A 15,231-nucleotide genomic window follows, 5' to 3' on the forward strand; every position below is an offset into this window, starting at 1 on the left:
ACGTTTCTCGGCGGCGACCACGGTGACGATCTCGTCGAGCAGGACGGTGGTGCGCGCCTCGGCCAGCGACGTGACCTGCCCGATCGACACCGGATGGCGCTCGGCACTGTCGAGCACGCGGTCCACCTCGGTGCGCGCGGCTGCGACAGCCGCCAGACCGGCGACCGGTGCGGCGATGGCGGCTCGCAGCTCGATACCGAGCTCGGCGCGCAGCGCACCGATCGTGCCGCGGACCCAGGAGGTGACCGACCGCGTCGTCGCGGTCTGGGGCAACAGCACATAGATGCGGGAGCGATGTGCGGCCACCTGCGCGTCCCCGCGAAACGCGCTCGCGCTCAACGCGACAACGTCGGCAAGTCGCGGAGGGCGGGGCGCGGTGGTGTCGGCGGTATCCCATCCGATCAGCACCGCGCTGCCGTCGACGGCGGCACCGAGCTCTGCGGCGATGGCGGACACCGCGGACGGCGAGACGGGCTCGCCGTCCGTCAGTCCCAGCAGCTGCTGCACCCGGCGCGACTGCGGCGACGGCCGCGCCGCCAGCCGCGCGACGATCCGTCCGGCCAACACGGCCGCGCCGCGCAAGACCTCCTCGGCGTCGTCGGCCAGCGGCCGCGAACCCTGCTGCACCCAGATGGTGCCGGCGAACACCGGGGCGCGGCGCGGACCGGTGTTCGCCGGTTGGTAGATCCCGACCGCCAGCCGCGGCCGCAGCCCCAGGGCCGGGCGTTCGTCCACGCGCACCACCTCGCCGCCGGCGCGCAGCGCGTCGAAGATGCCCCACTGACCGATCCACTTGAGGTGCTCCGGCGGGCCGGCCCTGCCCAGAATGGAGAGCCTGCGCAGCTCGTCGGCTTCGTCGTTGGAGGCCGAATAGGCGAGTACCTGCGACTCGGCGTTTTCGATGCTGACCATGGCGTGGATGCGGTCGGCCAGCGACTGCGCCAGCCCGAACAGGTCGGTGCCCGAGTCGTCCGCCGGGTCGGCGCGGTCTCCGTGATGCTCCAGCACGTGGTTGACCAGCTGATAGAGCCGCTCCCAGCGGGCCCTGGGCTCCACGGCCACCACCGCCGAGCCGGCTGCCACCGCCTTGGTCACCAGCGCGTCCGAGGGCTTTTTGGCGAAGATCGCCACGGGCACGTGCTCGCGCGCCTGCCTGTCCACCCATTTCAGCGCCTCGTCGTCGGCGACGCCGAGCAGGAAGAAAATGTCGGCCGAGCCCGCCGCCGCCGCCAGACCCAGCCCCACGTCGTCGGAGTCGATCAGTGCCGCCGAGACCACGGGAAGGTCAAGGCCGCGAGGTGCGCTCACGAGGGTGACCAGAGTCGCGTCCAACGCGAGCAGCAACTGGCCAAGTCCGACACCGGCTGCCCGCATGTTGTCCGATTTTACTACTGGTCCGAAACAACCCTGTCTGATCAGACAACTATCTGGAGGGCTGCTGCGGGGACCCTGGCAGGTATGGATGCGATCACGCACGTGCCAGTACCCGCCAACGAACCTGTCCACGACTACGCGCCGCATTCCCCGGAACGCGCGCGGCTGATCGCCGAGTTGGCCGCGGTGGCCGGCCGGACGATCGACCTTCCGCATGTGATCGGCGGCAAGCACCGGATGGGTGACGGCGAGCGGATCGACGTCGTGCAGCCGCACCGGCACGCCGCCAGGCTGGGCACGTTGACCAATGCCGGGCGCACCGAAGCCACCGCGGCCGTCGAGGCCGCGACGGCCGCCAAACACGACTGGGCGGGGATGCCCTTCGAGGAACGTGCCGCGGTGTTCCTGCGCGCGGCCGACCTGCTCGCGGGGCCGTGGCGGGAGAAGATGGCCGCCGTGACGATGCTCGGCCAGTCCAAGTCGCCGTACCAGGCCGAGATCGACGCGGTGTGCGAGCTGATCGACTTCTGGCGTTTCAACGTCGCGTTCGCCCGCCAGATCCTCGAGCAGCAGCCGCTCAGCGGGCCCGGCGAATGGAACCGCAGCGACTACCGCCCGCTGGACGGCTTCGTCTACGCCGTCACCCCGTTCAACTTCACCTCGATCGCGGCGAACCTGCCGTCGGCCCCGGCGCTGATGGGCAACACCGTCGTGTGGAAGCCGTCGATCACCCAGACGCTGTCGGCCTACCTGAGCATGCAACTGCTCGAGGCCGCCGGATTGCCGCCCGGGGTGATCAACCTGGTGACCGGTGACGGCTTCGCGGTTTCCGACGTGGCGCTGGCCGACCCGCGGCTGGCCGGCATCCACTTCACCGGGTCCACGGCCACCTTCCAGCACCTGTGGCAACAGGTGGGCGCCAACATCGGCCGCTACCACGCTTACCCGCGGCTGGTCGGCGAGACCGGCGGCAAGGACTTCGTCGTCGCACACACCTCGGCGAACCCACAGGTGCTGTCGACGGCCCTGATCCGCGGTGCGTTCGACTACCAGGGCCAGAAATGCTCGGCTGCGTCGCGGGCTTTCATCCCGCATTCGGTGTGGCAGCGCATGGGTGACGACTTCCTGGGCGAGGCGGCAGCGCTGCGGTACGGGGACGTCACCGATCTGACCAACTTCGGCGGCGCGGTGATCGACCGCCGCGCCTTCGCCAAGAACGTCAACGCCATCGAGCGCGCCAAGGGCACGCCCGGCGTGACCATCGCCTCGGGCGGCGAATACGACGACAGCGAGGGCTATTTCGTGCGCCCGACCGTGCTGCTGTCCGACGACCCGACCGACGAATCCTTCTCGACCGAGTACTTCGGGCCGATACTGTCGGTGCACGTCTACCCCGACGACCAGTACGAGCGCATCCTCGGCGTCGTCGACACCGGCTCCCGCTACGCGCTGACCGGAGCGGTCATCGCCGACGACCGGCGCGCGGTGCTGACGGCGCAGGACCGGCTGCGGTTCACGGCCGGCAACTTCTACGTCAACGACAAACCGACCGGGGCGGTGGTCGGGCGCCAGCCGTTCGGCGGGTCGCGGGGCTCGGGCACCAACGACAAGGCCGGGTCGCTGCTGAACATGGTGCGCTGGGTGTCGGCACGCACCATCAAGGAGACCTTCGTCCCGCCGACCCGCCACAGCTACCCGCACATGGAATCCGACTGATGGGCGGGGTCTTCGCCAACACGCTGCGCCCGGCGATCCTGGCGGCCGGCCGGAGGGAGGGGTTGCGCCGCACCGCCGAACGGTTGCCGGTCACCCGCACGGTGGTGCAACGGTTCGTGCCCGGGGAGACGGTCGGGTCGGTATTGAACAGTGCTGCCGCGCTGCGTGATTCGGGGCTCTGTGTCAGCATCGACTACCTCGGCGAGGACGTCACCGGCGCCGACGACGCCGAGGCGGCGGCGCAGGTGTACCTGGACCTGATCGACAGGCTGGGCAAGCTCGGCGACCGCGTCGAGGCCGGCGTACGGCCCCTGGAGGTGTCGCTGAAGCTGTCGGCGCTGGGGCAGTCGCTCGACCGCGACGGCGAGAAGATCGCCCGGGAGAACGCCTTTGCGATCTGCGAGGCGGCGCAGCGTGCCGGGGTGTGGGTGACGGTGGACGCCGAAGACCACACGACGACGGATTCCACGCTGACGATCGTGCGCGACCTGCGGGTTGAGTTTCCCTGGCTGGGCACGGTTCTTCAGGCCTATCTGCGTCGCACAGTGGGCGACTGCGAAGAGTTCGCCGCGGCCGGCGCGCGAATCCGTTTGTGCAAGGGCGCCTACGACGAACCGGCATCGGTGGCCTACCGCGACCCCGCCGTGGTCACCGATTCGTACCTGAGGTGCCTGCGCGTGCTGATGGCCGGTTCGGGCTACCCCATGGTGGCCTCCCATGATCCCGCAGTCATCGCGGCGGTACCGTCGCTGGCGCGCGAATCTGGCCGTGAAATAAACGATTTCGAGCACCAGATGCTGTTCGGCATCCGCGCCGACGAGCAGCGGCGACTGGCCGCCGCCGGCAGCCGGGTGCGGGTCTACGTGCCCTTCGGTGACCAGTGGTACGGCTACTTCATGCGGCGGCTGGCCGAACGGCCGGCCAACCTGACGTTCTTCCTGCGGGCCCTGGCGGCCCGGGGTCACCGAGTGTGAACTGGTGGCTCGCCGCGGTCACTGGCCCCGGCGGGGCCGCCCGCGTTCGCCGGCGAAGCCGCGTACCAGGTGCGCGCGCACGAATTCGGCCGCCACCTCGGGGTCCTGCAGGTCCAGCGTCGACGAGGGCGTGCTGAACAGCGAGAACAATATGCGCGCGCACCATTCCCCGGCGGCCTCGACGTCGAGGTCCTTGCGCACCTCGCCGGTCAGCTTGGCCGCGGCGAGATAGGGCGCGAAGAACTCGACGCACTCGCGCAGCAGCACGACGGCGTCCTTGGTGAGCAGCAGGCTGACCGCGTCCTCGTCGAAGTACGGCTCGGCTGCGATGACCCGGCGCGCCTGCGTGACGAAAACCGCGGCGCGGCTCAACTTGTCCTCGAGAGAGCGGCCTCGCTCCATCGTGGTGGCCATCTCGCGGTAAAACCGCTCGGAGGCGTGTTCGGCGCACGCTTCGACGATCGCGGTCTTGTCGCTGAAGTACTCGTAGATCGTGCTGCGGGACATGCCGGCCGCCTTGGCGATGTCGACGATCGTGGCCTTCTGCAGTCCCCGCCTGCCGAAACAGGCATACGCGGCATTGACGATCAGCTCGCGGGTCGCGGTCGCGGTCGCCGTCGCGGTCGCCGTCGCGGTCGCCGTCGCTTGAGATTGAGCGTGAGATTGAGCTTGAGTCATCCGGCTTCTACCGGACTGGAGCGAGGATCAGGCCGCTGGTGGGCACGCCGGTGCCCGACGTGACCAGCACGTGCTCGACGTTGTCGACCTGGTTGTGCGAGGTTCCGCGAATCTGGCGCACGCCCTCGGTGATGCCGTTCATCCCGTGGATGTAGGCCTCTCCGAGCAGCCCGCCGTTGGTGTTGATCGGGAGCTCCCCACCCAGCGACAGCCGTTCGATGGTGGCGAAGTCCTTGGCCTCGCCGCGCCCGCAGAAGCCGAGTTCCTCCAGCTGGGTGAACACGAACGGGGTGAAATGGTCGTAGATGAACGCGGTTTGGATATCGCGCGGCTTCAGGCCGGAATCACGCCACAGCTGCGCTGCGACCACGCCCATCTCGGGGAGCCCGGTGATGTCCTCGCGGTAATAGCTGGTCATCATCTCGCCGTCGGCGGCCGCGCCCTGGGCGGCAGCGGTGATGACGGCCGGCGGTTGCCGCAGGTTGCGGGCGCGTTCGGTGCTGGTGACCACCAGTGCGACCCCGCCGTCGCTTTCCTGGCAGCAATCCAGCAGCCGCAGCACCGGTTCGACGATCCACCGCGAATTCTGGTGGTCATCCAGCGTGATCGGGCGCTGGTAGAACCACGCATCGGGGTTGGTGGCGGCGTGCTTTCGGTCCACCACGGCGATCCGGCCGAAGTCCTCGTTGGTGACGCGATAGGTCGACATGTAGCGCTGGGCGTGCATCGCGACCCACGCCGCGGGTGTGAGCAATCCGAACGGCGCGTAGTGCGCCATGAACAGCGGGGTCCCCAAGTCGGTGCGGCCGCTCCCGCCGAAACGGAACCCGGAGCGTTCGTTGAAGGCGCGCCAGCACACCACGACGTCGGCGATGCCGGTGGCGACCGCCATCGCCGCATGTACCACGGTGCCGGCCGCCGCGCCGCCGCCGTGGTGCACGCGGGAGAAGAAGCTCAGGTCGCCGATGCCCACGTTGCGGGCGATGTCGATCTCGTCGCTGGAGTCCATGGTGAAGGTGACCATGCCGTCGACGTCAGCGGGTGCCAGTCCGGCGTCGTCGAGTGCGGCGCTGACGGCCTCGCAGGCCAATTGCAATTCGCTGCGCCCGGATTCCTTGCAGAACTCGGTCTGGCCGATGCCGACGATGGCGCAGCTGCCGGGCAGCGACCGCGTCATGCCTCGCCCTTTTCGACGTCGCTTTCGAAGTCCCCGTCGAGCAGGCTCACAACGGCGGCGCCCGAGACGTGATCGCCGAGACTGTTGGACGCCTTGAAGGTGACCTCGACGAAGTTCTCGCCGCCCGATCCGCCGTTCTTGCCGGTCACAGTGCCGGTGAACCGCAGCGGGTCGTCGGGAAAACACGGAACACCCAGGCGGATGGACAGTTTGGTGATCATCGCTTCGGGCCCCGCCCAGTCGGTGAGGAAGCGGACGCAATAGCCGTTGCTGGTCAGGATGTTCATGAACAGGTTCGGCGAGCCCTGCTTGTCGGCGTAGTCGCGGTCGTGGTGCACGGGCATGAAGTCGCGGGAGGCGATCGCGCCGGCGACGATCATCGTCGTGGTGATGGGGATTTCGAGTGGGGTCACCTCGTCACCGACGTCGATGTCGGCCCACCGCAAGGTGGTGGTGCGGGTCTGGGTGGTCGTCATCGGTTTCCTTCCGGGTAGGTGCCGCCGGTGCCGGCGAGCTGCGCTGGTGAAAGCCACGATGGCTCAACCGGCCGGGCGGAACTGGTGCAGCACCAGATCATCGAACGTCTGATAGAAGACCTCGACGTCCATCCCGTCCGTGACGTCGGCAGGGTCGATGTCGCACAGGTTCGACACCAGCCGAATCCCCTCGGCGAGTTCCACCAGCACGACGATGTAGGGGTACTCGAGGAAGGGGAACCGGGGTTCGCGAGGCATCACGTGGCTGTAGACGGTGCCGCGGCCCGATGCCTGCACCGTGTCCCACTCCAGGGAACGGCATTTCGGGCACATCGGCCGCGGGGGGTGGCGCAGCGCCCCGCATCCGGTGCAGCGCTGGATCAGCAGTTTGTGCTCGCGCAGTCCGTTCCAGAAGAACTCGGTGTCCGGGCTGAGCGTCGGGACCGGGCGGGAGGCCATCAGCGCTGCGGCCTGAATCGCAGCACGCGGAATCGCTGCCGCCCGAGCACCTCGCCGTTCTGGTCGGTGTAGGTGGTCACCCAGGTGAGAAAGAACCCGGTACCCAATGCTGTCTTCTTCTCCTCGGAGACCTCCTCGTACACCGATGTCGCGCTGATGACATCGCCCAGCCGCGGGTAGCGCTCGATCTCGAACTCGGAGTTGGTGGCAACCGTGCTGGTGTATCCGGCCTCGTCGAGAAACGCCGTGGGATTGTCGTCGACCTCGACGGGCGCACCGCCGCGTTCTCCGATGCCTTCGAGCTTCGGCGACGGCATCGTCCAGGTCTGGAGCATGACCGGGGGTGACACGACGCCGCCGAACCGCGACGCGGCCGCGAACTGCGGGTCGAGATAGACCGGGTTCATGTCGCCCAGGGCGTGGGCCCAGTGCCGGATCATCGGCTGGTTCACCGGATCCGGTGCCACCGAGGGTTTTCCGGTGCCGCCGGTGGGCCGGTCGACGAGCGCCCGCAGCTTGGCGTGAAACGCCGTATCTGGTTTCCTCACGAACCCCTGTCCTCCTTTGGGATGGCCGTCTTTGGGATGGCCGTCTTTGTCTTTGTCATCGCGGGAAGCGGTCATCGCGGGAAGCGGCCACCGTGGGAAGCGGGGCTCGCGCCACCGCAGTTGGGCGGCCTGGTAGTCCAGATACATGTCAGGCCCCGAGCCGTACCGGCATCCGCTTCACCCCGGGGACCATCGTGGCCCGCATCCGGGCCACCTCGCCCACCAGCTGCAGGCGGGGGAAGCCGCGCAGCAGCTCCCCGAATGGCACGCGCGCCTGAAGGCGTGCCAATTGCGCTCCCACGCATGAATGTTCGCCGCAGCCGAAGGTGATGTGCGGGTTCCGGTGGCGGGTGACCTTGAACTCCTCGGAGTCGGGGCCGAAGATGTCCTCGCACTTCAGCAGCGCCCAGACGTGGTTGACGTCGTTCCAGCAGACCGGGTTGGTCGCGCGCAGTCCCCGGTACGCCGGGTAGGGGTCGTCGGCATAGAAATCGGGGGAGTGCAGTGGAACAGTGGTCTGCACGGCCGGCCTCCCTGGACACACGATCCGACATAGTGATTCGATATGTCTTGAGAAGTTGTGTCTACTCCAGCCCACCGGTTAAGTCAACAACACGTGCACTCGGTTGAAACCGGTGGAATACAGGCAAATTCGTGTTCGCGGTGTTTGACGCCGCGGCGGCCGGGGTGAACACTGTCTCGCGAGATGTCCGACGTTCCGTGAGGAACGCGCTTGGTCGAGTCATCATCTCCGGGTCCCCTGGCCGACACCTATCGGCTCTATATCGACGGCTGCTGGGTCGAACCGGAGGGCGGCCGCTACGACGACATCGACCCGGCGACCGAGCAGGTCATCGCCGGCGCCCCCGACGCGAGCGCCGCGCAGGTCGGCGACGCGATCGCGGCCGCGCGCCGCGCGTTCGACGACGGCCCCCGGTCGCGCACGCAGCTGGTCGACGAATCAGCTTCACCGGCAGCTCGGCCGTCGGCTGCGAGGTCATGCGCGCCGGGGCGACGCCATGATGCGGCTGCTGCTGGAGTGTGGCGGCAAGTCGGCCAGCATCGTCCTGGACGACGCGACCGTCACCGACGAGATGCTGCAGCAGTTGCTGTTCAACTGCTGCTCACTGCACGCCGGGCAGGCCTGCATCCTGCACAGCCGGCTGCTGTTGCCCGATTCGCTGCACGACGACATCGTCGACCGGCTGGTTGCGCTCGCCGGCGACGTGGTGGTCGGCGACCCACGGGACCCCGCGACGCAGATGGGACCGCTGATCAGCGCGGCCCAGTGCGACCGCGTCCACGAGCACGTCGACGGTGCGGTCGGCGACGGGGCGAAACTGGTGCCCGGCGGCGGTCGTCCGGGTGGACTGGACGCCGGGTTCTATGTCGAGCCGACGATTCTCGCCGAGGTCGCCCCGGACTCGGCGATTGCCCAGGAGGAGGTCTCCGGCCCCGTTCTTGCGGTGTTGCGCTACTGCGGCGACGACGACGCCGTGGCGATCGCGAACAACTCCCGCTAGGGCCTTTCCGGCGCCGTATGGGGCGGCGACGTGGACCGGGCACTCGGTCTCGCCCGCCGTATCCGCACCGGGCAGGTCACGATCAACGGCGCGGGGCCCTGCGACGCCCCGTTCGGGGGCTTCAAGTTGAGCGGCTTCGGCCGGGAGAGCGGCGGGATTCGCGGGCTGCACCAGTACACGGCGGGCTGCACCAGTACACGGAGGTGAAGGCCGTCGGGATTCGCGCCTGACGAACCCGTGGCCGGGCTGCGGCGCGGCGGGGCGATCCCGGGCCACCCGGATCCCAAGATCTGCGTCGAGCAGTAACCTGCTCACGTGCTGCTGGATTCCCTGAACCCCGCGCTCGTCACCGCGACCGACATCGCCGACGCGGTGCGCATCGACGGCGTCACCCTCAGCCGCGGCGACCTGCTCGGCGCCGCGACGTCGGTGGCCGGGCGGGTGTCCGGCGCGGACCGCGTCGCGGTGCTGGCCACCCCGACCGCAGCGACGGTGCTGGCGGTCACCGGTTGCCTGATCGCCGGCGTCCCGTTCGTCCCGGTGCCCGCCGACGTCGGTGCCTCCGAACGCCGCCACATGCTCACCGACTCCGGCGTGCAGGCCTGGCTGGGGCCCCGGCCGGACGAGTCCGAGGGCCTGTCGCACATTCCGGTCCGCCTGCACGCGCGCTCCTGGCACCGCTATCCCGAGCCGTCGCCCGACGCGACCGCGATGGTCATCTACACCTCGGGCACCACCGGGCTGCCCAAGGGCGTGGTGCTGAGCCGGCGGGCGATCGCCGCCGACCTCGACGCGCTCGTCGACGCCTGGCAGTGGACCCCCGAGGACGTCCTGGTGCACGGACTGCCGCTGTTCCACGTGCACGGCCTGGTGCTCGGGCTGCTCGGGTCGCTGCGGGTGGGAAACCGCTTCGTGCACACCGGGAAACCCACGCCCGCGGGATATGCCCAGGCGTGCTCGCAGGCCGGTGGCACGCTGTACTTCGGCGTCCCGACGGTGTGGTCGCGGGTGGTCGCCGACGAGTCCGCCGCCCGGGCGCTGAGCAGCGCGCGGCTGCTGGTGTCCGGCAGCGCGCCGCTGCCGGTTCCGGTGTTCGACGGGCTCGCCGGGCTCACCGGGCATCGGCCCGTCGAACGCTACGGCGCCTCGGAGTCGCTGATCACGCTGTCCACGCGCGCCGACGGTGAGCGCCGCGCCGGCTGGGTGGGGCTGCCGCTGCCCGGCGTGCAGACCCGGTTGCTCGACGAGGGCGGCGGCCCGGCGCCGCACGACGGGGAAACGGTCGGCCGGTTGCAGGTTCGCGGGCCGACCATGTTCGACGGCTACCTCAACCGCCCGGACGCCACCGCCGAGGCGTTCGACGCCGACGGCTGGTATCGCACCGGGGACGTCGCGGTCGTCGACGGCGACGGGATGCACCGCATCGTCGGACGCGAGTCGGTGGACCTGATCAAGTCCGGCGGATACCGCATCGGCGCGGGCGAGATCGAGACGGTGTTGCTGGGGCATCCGGGCGTGGGGGAGGTGGCCGTCGTCGGGCTGCCCGACGACGACCTGGGCCAGCGCATCGTCGCCTACGTCGTCGGATCGTCGGGCCTGTCCGCCGACGAGCTGGTCAACCATGTCGCCCAGCAGCTTTCGGTGCACAAACGGCCGCGCGAGGTGCGCTTCGTGGAGTCGCTGCCCCGCAACGCCATGGGCAAGGTCCTCAAGAAACAACTGCTGTCCGAGGGGTGAGAGCGCGGCCTGTCCCCGAGCGCGCCCGCGCATCGTCGCCTACCGTCGTTACCGTGACAACCCACGCCGGTACCGTCGGCACGCCGATGCGACGGGTGGCCGCCGCCTGCCTGGTCGGCTCCGCCATCGAGTTCTACGACTTCCTCATCTACGGCATCGCGGCCGCATTGGTGTTCCCCACCGTGTTCTTCCCGCATCTGAGTGCGACGACGGCCACGGTCGCCTCGATGGGGACGTTTGCGACCGCGTTTCTCTCCCGGCCGCTCGGTGCGGCGGTGTTCGGGCACCTCGGGGACCGGTTGGGGCGCAAGAAGACGCTCGTCGCCACCCTGCTGATCATGGCGGTGTCCACGTTGGGGGTGGGCATGGTGCCCACCCCCGCGACCATCGGGGCGGCCGCCCCGATGCTGCTGGTCGCGCTGCGGGTGCTGCAGGGGTTCGCGGTCGGCGGCGAGTGGGCGGGGTCGGCGCTGCTGAGCGCCGAGTACGCGCCCGCCGGCAAGCGCGGCCGGTACGGCATGTTCACCCCGCTGGGCGGGGGTGTCGCGCTGGTGCTCACCAGCCTGGTGTTCCTCGGGGTGAACGCGACCATCGGCGAAAAGAGCGCCGCATTCCTGCAATGGGGATGGCGGGTGCCGTTTTTGATCAGCGCGGCGCTGATCGTCGTCGCCCTGTACGTGCGGCTCAACATCGACGAGACGCCGGTGTTCGCCGGTGAGAAGGCCCGCAGGGTCGTCTCTGAGGTCGTCACCGAGGCGCCGATCACAGAGGTGCTGCGCCGCGAACACCGCACCATCGCCCTGGCCGGGGGCAGCGTCGTCAGCGGCTTCGGATTCGTCTACATGGCCAGCACCTACCTGGCCCGGTACGCCCAGAGCGAACTGGGGCACTCGCGCACCCTGATCCTGGTCGTCGGGGTTCTGGGCGGGCTGGCCAGCATCGCGCTGGTCGCGATCTCCGCGAGCCTGTCCGACCGGGTCGGGCGGCGCCGGATGATGCTGGTGGGCCGGACGGCGTCGCTGCCGTGGTCGCTGGTGGTGATCCCGCTGATGGACACCGGCAGCCCGGTCCTGTTCGCGGTCGCGATCGTCGGCATGTACGCCGTCGGCGCGATCGCCTCCGGCCCCACCGCGTCATTCGTGCCCGAACTGTTCGCCACCCGCTACCGCTACACCGGCACCGCGCTGTCCAGCAACCTCGCCAGCATCCTCGGCGGCGCGTTGCCGCCGCTGATCGCCGGCACACTGCTGGCCAGCTTCGGCAGCTGGGCGCTGAGCCTGCTGCTGGCCGCGCTGGTGTCGATCAGCCTGGTGAGCACCTATTTGCTGCCGGAGACCAACGGGGCGGCGTTGGGGCCGGCCGCGTTGCCCGACCTGCAGTCCAACGCCTGCCGCTGACTTCAGTTGGCGTTCAGTTGGCGTGCAGTTCGGCGTTGAGCGCGATGCCCTGGCCGTCGCGCGAGGTCACCTCGACGGCCCCGGTGACCGAGTTGCGGCGGAACAGCAGGTTGTCGGCACCGGACAGGTCACGGGCCTTGACTGTCGTGCCGCCGGGCAGGGCAACCTTGGTGCCCGCGGTGACGTAGAGGCCGGCCTCGACGACGCAGTCGTCGCCGAGCGAGATGCCCACCCCCGCATTCGCCCCCAGCAGGCAGCGCTTCCCGATCGCGATGACCTGCGTGCCGCCGCCGGACAGCGTGCCCATGATCGATGCGCCGCCACCGATGTCCGACCCGTCGCCCACCAGCACACCGGCGGAGATGCGGCCTTCGACCATCGACGCGCCCAGCGTGCCGGCGTTGAAGTTGACGAAGCCCTCGTGCATCACGGTGGTGCCGGGCGCCAGGTGGGCGCCGAGGCGCACCCGGTCGGCATCGGCGATGCGCACCCCGGTGGGCACGACGTAGTCGACCATCCGCGGGAACTTGTCGACGCCGTAGACGGTCACCGGCCCGCGGCGGCGCAGCCGGGTCCGGACCGCCTCGAACCCGTCGACGGCGCAGGGGCCGTGGTTGGTCCACACCACGTTGCTCAACACGCCGAACAGCCCGCCCGCGTTCAGGCCATGCGGGACGACCATCCGGTGCGAGAGCAAATGTAACCGGAGGTAGGCGTCGTAGGAGTCGGCGGCGACGTCGTCCAGCGAGCCGATGACCGTGCGCACCGCGACGGTCTCGGTGCCGCGGTCCTCGTCGTGGCCGACCAGCGCACCCAGGTCCTGGGGAACCTGCGACGCGGCAAGCCGCGATGTGGCGGTGGCGGCGCCCGGTTCGGTCAATATCGGTGCGGGGAACCAGGTGTCGAGGACCGATCCGTCGGAGGCCAGCGTCGCCAGCCCGATTCCTGCAGCTCCAGTCACGGCGGTCAGGTTACTTGTCCCCGGCGAGCAGACACAAAAGCGCCCTGTTCGGGGCGAAAATAGGCGCTTGTGCGTCTGCTCGGCATACTTGGGATCGTGCTGGACTTGCGCGGGGACCCGATCGCACTGACCGCGGCGCTGGTCGACATTCCCAGCGAATCGCGACACGAGGCCCGCCTGGCCGACGAGGTGGAGGCTGCGCTGCGCGCCCAGACGTCGGGCTTCGAGATCGTCCGCAACGGCAATGCCGTCCTGGCGCGCACCCACCGGGGGCGGCCGTCGCGGGTGTTGCTGGCCGGACACCTCGACACCGTCCCGGCGGCCGACAACCTGCCCAGCCGCCGCGACGGCGAGATGCTCTACGGCTGCGGGGCCGCCGACATGAAATCCGGTGACGCGCTGTTCCTGCACCTGGCCGCCACCGTGGCCGAACCTGTGCACGACCTCACGCTGGTGTTCTACGACTGCGAGGAAGTCGAAGCCGCCGCCAATGGTTTGGGCCGCATCGAGCGCGAGTTGCCGGACTGGCTGTCCGCCGACGTCGCCGTCCTGGGCGAGCCCACCGGCGGATACATCGAAGCCGGCTGCCAGGGAACGCTGCGCGTGGTGATCGGGTCCACCGGCACCCGCGCGCATTCGGCACGTTCCTGGTTGGGCGACAACGCGATTCACAAACTGAGCCCGGTCCTGGAGCGGCTGGCGAGCTACCGGGCGCGCTCCGTGGACATCGACGGGTGCACCTACCGCGAGGGGTTGTCGGCTGTGCGGATCGAGGGCGGCGTGGCCGGCAACGTGATCCCCGACGCCGCCTCGGTGACGGTCAACTTCCGTTTCGCCCCCGACCGGTCGGTGGCCGCCGCGCTGGCGCACGTGCACGAGGTGTTCGACGGGCTCGACGCGCGTATCGAGCAGACCGACGCCGCACCGGGCGCCCTGCCCGGGCTGGCGCAGCCCGCCGCCAGGGCCCTGATCGAGGCCGCCGACGGGCGGGTCCGGGCGAAATACGGCTGGACGGACGTGGCGCGGTTCGCCGCGCTGGGCATACCGTCGGTCAATTTCGGGCCCGGCGACCCCAACATGGCGCACCGTAGCGACGAGCGCGTGCCGGTCGCCAACATCACCGCCGCGGTCGAGACGCTGCGCCACTACCTGACGGTGTAGCAGGCTGACGCTGTAGCAGGCTGTAGCGCTATTAGCTACAGTTGGCCCCATGGTGCGGATCATCGCCCAGCGCGAACTGCGCAATGAGAACGCGAAGGTGATCGAAGCGGTAACGGCGGGTGAGACTTTCGTCGTCACCCGCAACGGTGAACCAGTGGCCGAGCTGCGGCCCCTCAGAGCCGGTCGTCGTTCCTTCATCTCCCGCGATGAAGTCGCGGCGCTGGCCACGGCCGGTGTGCGGATCGACCATCGGCGGTTCCGCGCCGATCTGGACCGGTTGATCGACCAGGGGCTCTAAAGCGTTTCATCCGGTCTTCTCGACACCTCGGTCGTCGTCGACTGGCATGACCCGGCCGTGCTCGCATCGCTGCCCGACGAGGCGGCGATATCCGCGATCACCGCGGCCGAACTGGCGTCCGGTCCACATCTGGCCGACAGCCCGGGCGAAGCGGCGAAGCGGCAGGCCCGGCTGCAGGAAGTCGAATCGGTACTCGAACCGATTCCGTTCGACGCGGCGGCAGCACGCAGTTACGGGCTCGTCGTCGCCGCCGTGGTCCGCGAAGGACGCAAGCCGCGGAGCCGGCTCGCCGATCTGCTGATCGCGGCGACCGCACACGCACATCGCCTGGATCTCTACACCCGCAACGGCGACGACTTCACGGGGCTGGAAGGCCTTGTCCGCGTCGTCAACATCTGAGCTGTTGCGCCCCTTATCCCTGATGCAGAACGCTTCCCGTGGCGGCGCCCAACCGCCTGCCCCACGTGCAGGGGGCACGCCGGCGCGACGCTCGGTACATCACGATGGTCGGCCACTCCGCTGCGCCTGAGCGGCCGCATCCGCGGCCGCTGCACGCATGCCGATTGCCGACAGGTCGTCGGACACGGCGCGCAACGCCGACTCGTCGCCGGCGGCCAGGGCCCGAGCGTGGGACAGCGCGATTGTCCCGAAGACACAATCGATCTCGTCGCACAGTCGGGCCAACGGATCCGCGGCGCGAATGTCCCCGAGCCGCAACGCCTCATACCATGCCCGCAGCGCCGTGCCCGGCT

14 protein-coding genes and 3 pseudogenes are annotated in these 15,231 nt (G+C 69.5%); 8 read left to right on the forward strand and 9 right to left on the reverse strand.

Annotated elements, in window-relative coordinates:
* The coding region (locus ACOJVU_RS07430; protein ID WP_421529193.1) for a PucR family transcriptional regulator at positions 1–1,374 on the reverse strand (1,374 nt) is incomplete at its 3' end.
* Positions 1,375–1,458: 84 nt separating this feature from the next.
* On the opposite strand from ACOJVU_RS07430, the gene pruA reads away from it, so the two are divergent.
* Together pruA and ACOJVU_RS07440 are read left to right on the forward strand one after the other, a co-directional pair.
* Complete coding sequence (gene pruA, locus ACOJVU_RS07435; RefSeq protein ID WP_421529194.1) at positions 1,459–3,090, forward strand: L-glutamate gamma-semialdehyde dehydrogenase; 1,632 nt, start codon at positions 1,459–1,461, stop codon at positions 3,088–3,090.
* Entirely contained in the window at positions 3,090–4,064 is a 975-nt protein-coding gene (locus tag ACOJVU_RS07440) for a proline dehydrogenase family protein (RefSeq protein WP_421529195.1), read from the forward strand. Before pruA ends, ACOJVU_RS07440 begins: the two co-directional genes overlap by 1 nt.
* A gap of 18 nt (positions 4,065–4,082) precedes the next feature.
* Here the strand turns inward: ACOJVU_RS07440 and ACOJVU_RS07445 are convergent, their stop codons facing one another.
* The 6 genes from ACOJVU_RS07445 to ACOJVU_RS07470 all read right to left on the reverse strand — a co-directional run bounded on the left by ACOJVU_RS07445 (position 4,083) and on the right by ACOJVU_RS07470 (position 8,000).
* Complete coding sequence (locus ACOJVU_RS07445) at positions 4,083–4,742, reverse strand: TetR/AcrR family transcriptional regulator (protein WP_421529196.1); 660 nt, start codon at positions 4,740–4,742, stop codon at positions 4,083–4,085.
* A gap of 7 nt (positions 4,743–4,749) precedes the next feature.
* Complete coding sequence (locus ACOJVU_RS07450) at positions 4,750–5,919, reverse strand: lipid-transfer protein (protein ID WP_421529197.1); 1,170 nt, start codon at positions 5,917–5,919, stop codon at positions 4,750–4,752.
* Entirely contained in the window at positions 5,916–6,395 is a 480-nt protein-coding gene (locus tag ACOJVU_RS07455; protein WP_421529198.1) for a MaoC family dehydratase, read from the reverse strand. Before ACOJVU_RS07455 ends, ACOJVU_RS07450 begins: the two co-directional genes overlap by 4 nt.
* Before the next feature lie 63 nt (positions 6,396–6,458).
* The gene (locus tag ACOJVU_RS07460) at positions 6,459–6,854 is read right to left on the reverse strand and encodes a Zn-ribbon domain-containing OB-fold protein (protein WP_421529199.1); all 396 of its coding nucleotides are present in this window, start codon (positions 6,852–6,854) and stop codon (positions 6,459–6,461) included.
* The gene (locus ACOJVU_RS07465; protein WP_421529204.1) at positions 6,854–7,321 is read right to left on the reverse strand and encodes a MaoC family dehydratase; all 468 of its coding nucleotides are present in this window, start codon (positions 7,319–7,321) and stop codon (positions 6,854–6,856) included. Before ACOJVU_RS07465 ends, ACOJVU_RS07460 begins: the two co-directional genes overlap by 1 nt.
* A 229-nt stretch (positions 7,322–7,550) precedes the next feature.
* Positions 7,551–8,000 (reverse strand): cytochrome P450, encoded by a 450-nt coding sequence (locus ACOJVU_RS07470; protein ID WP_421529200.1) that lies wholly within the window; start codon positions 7,998–8,000, stop codon positions 7,551–7,553.
* 135 nt (positions 8,001–8,135) lie between these two features.
* Here ACOJVU_RS07470 and ACOJVU_RS07475 point away from each other — a divergent pair.
* From ACOJVU_RS07475 to ACOJVU_RS07485, 3 genes and pseudogenes are all read left to right on the forward strand, one after another.
* Positions 8,136–9,132: pseudogene (locus ACOJVU_RS07475) on the forward strand (aldehyde dehydrogenase family protein).
* A gap of 108 nt (positions 9,133–9,240) precedes the next feature.
* Positions 9,241–10,662, forward strand: a complete 1,422-nt coding sequence (locus ACOJVU_RS07480; protein WP_421529201.1) for an acyl-CoA synthetase — start codon at positions 9,241–9,243, stop codon at positions 10,660–10,662.
* A gap of 86 nt (positions 10,663–10,748) precedes the next feature.
* A complete protein-coding gene (locus ACOJVU_RS07485; RefSeq protein WP_421529205.1) occupies positions 10,749–12,059 on the forward strand; it encodes an MFS transporter in 1,311 nt (436 codons plus the stop codon).
* 13 nt (positions 12,060–12,072) lie between these two features.
* On the opposite strand, the gene dapD is transcribed toward ACOJVU_RS07485, so the two are convergent.
* Complete coding sequence (gene dapD / locus ACOJVU_RS07490; protein WP_421529206.1) at positions 12,073–13,029, reverse strand: 2,3,4,5-tetrahydropyridine-2,6-dicarboxylate N-succinyltransferase; 957 nt, start codon at positions 13,027–13,029, stop codon at positions 12,073–12,075.
* Between the two features lie 87 nt (positions 13,030–13,116).
* Here dapD and dapE point away from each other — a divergent pair, with 87 nt between their 5' ends.
* The 3 genes and pseudogenes from dapE to ACOJVU_RS07505 form a co-directional block, all read left to right on the forward strand.
* A complete protein-coding gene (gene dapE, locus ACOJVU_RS07495) occupies positions 13,117–14,181 on the forward strand; it encodes a succinyl-diaminopimelate desuccinylase (RefSeq protein ID WP_421529202.1) in 1,065 nt (354 codons plus the stop codon).
* Positions 14,182–14,230: 49 nt separating this feature from the next.
* A complete protein-coding gene (locus ACOJVU_RS07500) occupies positions 14,231–14,479 on the forward strand; it encodes a type II toxin-antitoxin system Phd/YefM family antitoxin (RefSeq protein WP_421529203.1) in 249 nt (82 codons plus the stop codon).
* 27 nt (positions 14,480–14,506) lie between these two features.
* Positions 14,507–14,878, forward strand: a pseudogene (locus ACOJVU_RS07505) (type II toxin-antitoxin system VapC family toxin); the annotation flags it as partial.
* A gap of 99 nt (positions 14,879–14,977) precedes the next feature.
* Here the strand turns inward: ACOJVU_RS07505 and ACOJVU_RS07510 are convergent.
* Positions 14,978–15,231, reverse strand: a pseudogene (locus ACOJVU_RS07510) (AAA family ATPase); the annotation flags it as partial.

The organism is Mycobacterium sp. THU-M104 (genome assembly GCF_049197365.1).
Lineage (GTDB): Bacteria > Actinomycetota > Actinomycetes > Mycobacteriales > Mycobacteriaceae > Mycobacterium.

Bases quoted from the DNA above. Each gene is read 5' to 3' on its own strand.
- pruA (WP_421529194.1), top strand. From the start codon at position 1,459: ATGGATGCGATCACGCACGTGCCAGTACCCGCCAACGAACCTGTCCAC.
- ACOJVU_RS07440 (WP_421529195.1), top strand. From the start codon at position 3,090: ATGGGCGGGGTCTTCGCCAACACGCTGCGCCCGGCGATCCTGGCGGCC.
- ACOJVU_RS07445 (WP_421529196.1), bottom strand. From the start codon at position 4,742: ATGACTCAAGCTCAATCTCACGCTCAATCTCAAGCGACGGCGACCGCG.
- ACOJVU_RS07450 (WP_421529197.1), bottom strand. From the start codon at position 5,919: ATGACGCGGTCGCTGCCCGGCAGCTGCGCCATCGTCGGCATCGGCCAG.
- ACOJVU_RS07455 (WP_421529198.1), bottom strand. From the start codon at position 6,395: ATGACGACCACCCAGACCCGCACCACCACCTTGCGGTGGGCCGACATC.
- ACOJVU_RS07460 (WP_421529199.1), bottom strand. From the start codon at position 6,854: ATGGCCTCCCGCCCGGTCCCGACGCTCAGCCCGGACACCGAGTTCTTC.
- ACOJVU_RS07485 (WP_421529205.1), top strand. From the start codon at position 10,749: ATGCGACGGGTGGCCGCCGCCTGCCTGGTCGGCTCCGCCATCGAGTTC.
- ACOJVU_RS07500 (WP_421529203.1), top strand. From the start codon at position 14,231: ATGGTGCGGATCATCGCCCAGCGCGAACTGCGCAATGAGAACGCGAAG.